Genomic DNA, 5,912 nt, shown 5'->3' with positions numbered 1-5,912 from the left:
TAGAGGCAGTTAAGAACGAAGTCCCAGAATACACAGGTGGCGTCAATGCGGTAGAAGCCGCTAAGAATGAATTACCAGAATACACAGGAACAGTAGCTACAGTGGGGAACAAGCCAGCACCAAGTCTTGTTAAACCAGCTGAAGAGATCCGAATCTTGACTGATAAGGAAACTGGAGTTCTGGTAGCAGGGCTAACTAAAGAGTTATCTAAAGACCTCAAGCTTCAAGTGCAGAAGGTTCTACGCCAAGAATTAGCTGGTAAACACTATGATGCTTATCAAGTGAAATTACTAGATAAGGACAACCAAGAAGTTGAACTCAAAGGTGCTGTCCTAGTGAGATTACCAGTTAAGGGTCAGGTTCAAGAGGTTTATCACATGAGCTTAGATCAAGGCTTGCAGGTTCAAAAGGTGACGCTAGTAGGTGATATGGTTGAATTTACAACCAAAGATCTAGGACTTTATGCGATTGTCTATAAAGAACAAAATCAAGAACTAGTAAAACCAGTAGAACCAGCTCATGGGCTAGCAGTTAATGGAGAGATTCTTGAAAATGCTTCAGAGAAAGTAGATTCAGCAAGACTTCCAGAAACAGGTGAAAGTCGATCTGATACAGCTGCCTTCCTAGCAAGTCTCAGTCTTGTTTTATCAGTGGCACTACTAACAGTTAAACGTAAAGAAAAATAGAGTTTGGAACTCTACATTGCTGATTGATTGTAGAAATACTTGGACTATCCCAGAGGATAGGATTGAAAAATGCTACAACCATATGGAGAGGACCTTTTGGTTCTCTCTATTTTTTTAAAATAGGGATGAAATCGCTTAGATGAGTGGTTGGAGGAAAGGAATAGAAGAAAGATGGATCATCAATTTTTTGAGAAACGTTGTCATTATAGTATTCGAAAATTTGCAATAGGAGCAGCTTCAGTTATGGTTGGCGCGAGTATCTTTGGAGCCAGTATGGTACAAGCTGCAGAGACAGAGCTTGCACTAGAATCAGAAACAAGTCTTACACAGCTTCCACCAGAGGATAAGTTATCATCAGATTTGGCAGGCGCTATTAAAGATGCAGAGGTAGCCTTTGTTTCAGAGACTAAAGTGGAAGAGGTAGCTACTAAGTCCCAAGCTCCTGAAGAAACTTCTTCAAAACCATTAGAAACTAAAAATTCTACAGTAGAGAAGGGAGTAACAACCGTAGAAAATGCTTCTACTGAAGTCGCTCCTACTGAGGCTCGTGTAGCAATAGAACCTACGAAACCAGGTGAAGTAAATGGAACGGTGGAGAAAGCTGATTCATTTACAGCAGATAAACCTACAAGTAAAGCAGAAATTGATGCAGCAAAATCTCAAGTAGCTAAAAAAGAATATACGGTATTCCCAAGACCTCAAAAGGTTACTTATGGAGATGGCATCACTGCTCTAGAAGGAAAGGTAAATCTTGTCTTGAGTGATGGTTTGGATATCTATACTCGAAACCGTGCCAAGGAAATTCTCCAAGCTAGTAATGTATCCTATACTACCAGTACAAAAGCTACAGAAGGGGCGACCAACATTTTCCTTGGAGTGCGTGGGAAAGCTCCTCTGGCAGAAAAAGAAGTCCAAGATATTTCGTCTGAATTATACGATAAAATTGATGCCTATGTCTTGCGCGTGAAGGACAATAAGATTTCGATTGTAGGAAAGGATACGGATGCTGTCTTCTTTGGACTAACAACTTTGAAACAAATGCTGAAAGAGAGTCCTGTCCCAGTTCTTAGAGATGTGACAGTAGAAGACTATGCAGAAGTTAAAAATCGTGGCTTTATCGAAGGCTATTATGGAAATCCTTGGACCAAGGAAAATCGTGAAGACTTGATGCGCTATGGTGGTGACTTAAAGCTAACTCAGTACTTCTTTGCGCCAAAAGACGATCCCTATCACAATGCTAAATGGCGTGAACTCTATCCAGAAGAAAAAATGTCAGAGATTCGAGATCTAGCTCGTGTGGGAAATGAAACAAAGACACGTTATGTTTGGACCATCCACCCCTTTATGCATAAGAAGATGCGTTTTGACACGGATGAATTATATAAACAGGATTTAGATGTCATTAAAGCGAAATTCACTCAGTTGCTGGATGCAGGAGTGCGTGAATTTGGGGTTCTAGCTGATGATGCGGCCTGGCCTGTTGGTGGCTACAATAGTTATGTTCGGTTAATGACCGATTTGACAAATTGGCTAACTGAACAAGAAACAAAATACAGCGGACTTCGTAAAGATATGATTTTCGTGCCAGCCTGGTATATGGGACAAGGGACAGAAGATGAACTTCGCACGCTCAACGAACGCCTTCCAGAAACTGTCCATTTAACCCTAACAGGGGGCAAGGTATGGGGGGCAGTTGACCAAACCTTCCTAACAAATTTGAAGAAAAATTTGACAGAAGGTGGCAAGAAGTATCGTCCGATTCATTTCTGGATTAACTGGCCTTGTAACGATAATACCAAGCAACACTTGATTCTGGGTGGTGGTGAAAAATTCTTACATCCCAATGTTGATTTGTCATTGGCTCAGGGCATCATGCTAAATCCGATGCAACAATCGGAAGCTTCAAAGGTAGCCCTCTTTGATGTGGCTCAGTATGGTTGGAAGCAATGGAGAAGTGCGGAAGAAGCTGAAAAAATCAATGATACGGCCTTTAACTATGTGGTCAATGGAAGCTTTGAAGAAAGCGAAGTATCAAAAGCCTTTCGTGAACTTGGTAAGCATATGCGCAACCAAAACCGTCCTCCCCATGTCACAAAATTGGAAGAATCTGTTGAGCTTGCACCTAAATTGACAGACTTTTATAACAAATTGAAGGCTGGTCAAAACGTAGACGCAGAGAGAAAAGAATTAAAGGGTATCTTTGCAAACTTGAAGGCTGACGCCCTCCTTCTGAAAGAAAAAGGGGACAGGAAGCTTATTGACCAAATCCACTACTGGTTAGATAATACAGTGGACCAGATGGATGCTTTAGAAGCCTTGCTGACAGCGACAGAAGGTCTGGCTGAAAAGAATGATGCTAAAGTATGGGAACATTACTATGCTGGGGTTAAGTATTACGATCAGTCCATTAGTTATTCCTTCTTCTATGTAGACCATTATGAACGGGCAGAGTTTGGAGTGCAACATATTCGTCCATTTATCAATAACTTAAAGGAATACTTGGCAACACATATTCAGACCATGCTGCATCCAGATAAACTTGTGACCACCTTTATTACCAACCGTGCGGGGATTGAAGGAGGTCTTGCAGAAGTAACAGATGGCGATTTGGATACTCATGCGATTGTCAAGACGACAACCGTTATTGAACGAGATGATTATATAGGACTTCGTTTTAATAAAGCCATTAAGGTTCGTACTCTCGGTTTTGCAACAGGGACAAAGACCGCTGATAATTATACCTTTGGAAATGCCCTTGTCGAGTATCAAAACGAACAAGGGGACTGGGTAGCTCTCACAAGTCCAGCCTACACAGGTCGCGAACGGACACTTGAATTTAAAGACCTCGATATTACGGCTCAAGCAGTTCGTATGCGTGCGACAGCTAAGAAGGATAATGATTGGCTTGCCATGCGTGAAATTGCTGTTAATAGACCGCTCGAACTTGGAAGCAAAAAGGTAAAGGGGACTATTACCCTAAGTCCAAACCTAGTTTACAAATATGGAACCAGTGTGCTTCAAATGCAAGATGGCAAAGATAACACCGAATCTATGATGGCTCATGCCAATCAAACAAATGTGACTCCAGAAAATGCTTGGGTTCAAATGGACTTGGGTGGATCTAAGAAAGTAAAACATATTCATCTAGTTCAAGGGGAAGGTGACAAACTAGCGGCTGGTGTCATCGAATATTCTACAGACGGTACAAACTGGAAGACCCTTCAGATCTTAACTGGGGATCGGATTTCAGATATTAGCCAGAACTTCACAGCACAATACGTTCGAGTCCGTAATACACAACTTCTCAGCAAATGGTGGAGAATTGCGGACTTTACAGTTGACGTCGATACACCAAATACTGATTTGACCGTCACCAATGTCGACAGCTTGAAGGAAACGCCAGTAGTGGACAGCCGTGGTCGTTATGAAATGATCTTCCCACAAGGGAATAATCTTCCATCAAATGGCTACCTTGGCTTGAAATTGGACCGCCTCCATGAAGCTAGTTCAATTGCACTTGAAGGTGCAGGTGAAACAGGTTTGACACTGGAATATTCGGCAAATGAAGTGGAATGGATGACCGCTGACCAACTTCCAGAACACGCCTTGGTGCGCTATGTTCGCATCGTGAACAAGACAGATAAGGACCAAGCGCTTCCTACTGGAAAATTAGTCGTTAAGACAAAAGAAGTGGATCCAACTGAACTCTTATCAACCACTATGGGTATTCACCAATATTATGGTGCTAATGATGTTCGTCGCATTCACAATTTAGGTCAACTGTTTGATGGGGACTTTAATAATTTTGTAGAATTTTCTGATTATCAACGTAAAAACGGAGAAATTGTCATGAAACTTGGCACCACTCGTCAAGTCAAGAAGATTCGTGCCTATATTCAGGATGCTCAGCGTAATTATTTGCGTGATGGGAAGATTCAAGTTAGTGAAGACGGTAAGAACTGGACGGATGTTGTGACAGTCGGAGATGGTGTTGAAAATGAAATTCGAGATAATTCATTGACCGACGGCTGGACACATGATTCTGCCCACCCAGGAAATCGTTATATTGAAGGTATTCTGGATCAACCTGTAACTGTTAAGTTTATGCGTGTTCTCTTTACAGCGGACTATAATGCTCGTTTTGTAGGATTTAGCGAAATCGTGATTAATGATGGTGAATTTATCAATCCTGAAAATAATCCTACAGTGACAGGAAATGGTAGTGAAGAAGCGGATAACCTGAAGAAAAATATGACTGACGGCAATGTTTTGACAAGCTATGCAGCTACTGAAGATAAAGGAGAGCTTGTTTATCATTTATCTGAAGAAACCAAGGTCAATCATGTTCGCTTGATTGCTGACTTGCCTGAAGGTGCAAAAGTAAATGTCCAAGTTCGTACCTTGAATGATGCTGGTGAATCAGTATGGAAAAACTTGGGTGAAGTCAGATCAAGTTTCCAAACCTTTGCTCTTACAGGAAAAAATCCACGGATTGTTGATGTAAAAGTTTCTTGGGAAGGTGGAGAACCAGAGTTCTACGAAATGACTACTTTCTATCAAGAAGTGGTAGACGATCCAGCACCGACAATAAGTAAAGGCGACGATCCAGCTCCAGTGGTAGAAGTTCCAGAATTTGAGGGTGGCGTCAATGCAGTAGAAGCTGCTAAGAATGAGTTGCCAGAATACACAGAAGCAATCGGCACAGTAGGTGACGAACCAGCTCCAGTAGTAGAAGTCCCAGAATTTGAGGGCGGCGTCAATGCTGTAGAAGCAGCTAAGCATGAGTTGCCAGAATACACAGAAGCAATCGGTACAGTAGGCGACGATCCAGCTCCGGTAGTAGAAGTGCCAGAATTTGCAGGTGGCGTCAATGCAGTAGAGGCAGTTAAGAACGAAGTCCCAGAATTCAAGGGCGGAGTCAATGCTGTAGAAGCTGCTAAGAACGAAGTCCCAGAATACACAGGAACAGTAGCTACAGTGGGGAACAAGCCAGCACCAAGTCTTGTTAAACCAGCCGAAGAGGTTCAAATCTTAACTGATAAGGAAACTGGAGTTCTAGTAGCAGGGCTAACTAGAGAGTTATCTAAAGACCTCAAGCTTCAAGTTCAAAAGGTCCTTAAACAAGAATTAGCTGGTAAGCAATACGATGCTTATCAAGTGAAATTGCTGGATAAAGACAACCAGATGGTTGCTCCAAAAGGTGCTGTCCTAGTGAGATTACCAGTT

At 42.1% G+C, this 5,912-nt stretch carries 1 protein-coding gene and 2 pseudogenes; all 3 read left to right on the top strand.

All coding sequences use genetic code 11. The features are described from left to right. The coding region (locus tag HMPREF2619_RS11595; RefSeq protein WP_261673720.1) for an SIALI-17 repeat-containing surface protein at positions 1 to 686 on the top strand (686 nt) is incomplete at its 5' end. Between the two features lie 171 nt (positions 687 to 857). Then, positions 858 to 926: pseudogene (locus tag HMPREF2619_RS11795) on the top strand (YSIRK-type signal peptide-containing protein); the annotation flags it as partial. A 291-nt stretch (positions 927 to 1,217) separates the two neighbouring features. Further along, positions 1,218 to 5,912, top strand: a pseudogene (locus HMPREF2619_RS05275) (SIALI-17 repeat-containing surface protein); the annotation flags it as partial.

The sequence above is a fragment of the Streptococcus sp. HMSC074B11 genome (genome assembly GCF_001808705.1).
Taxonomy (GTDB): domain Bacteria; phylum Bacillota; class Bacilli; order Lactobacillales; family Streptococcaceae; genus Streptococcus.
Note: the sequence above shows the minus strand (reverse complement) of the source record. Positions and strands in the feature narration are given on the sequence as shown.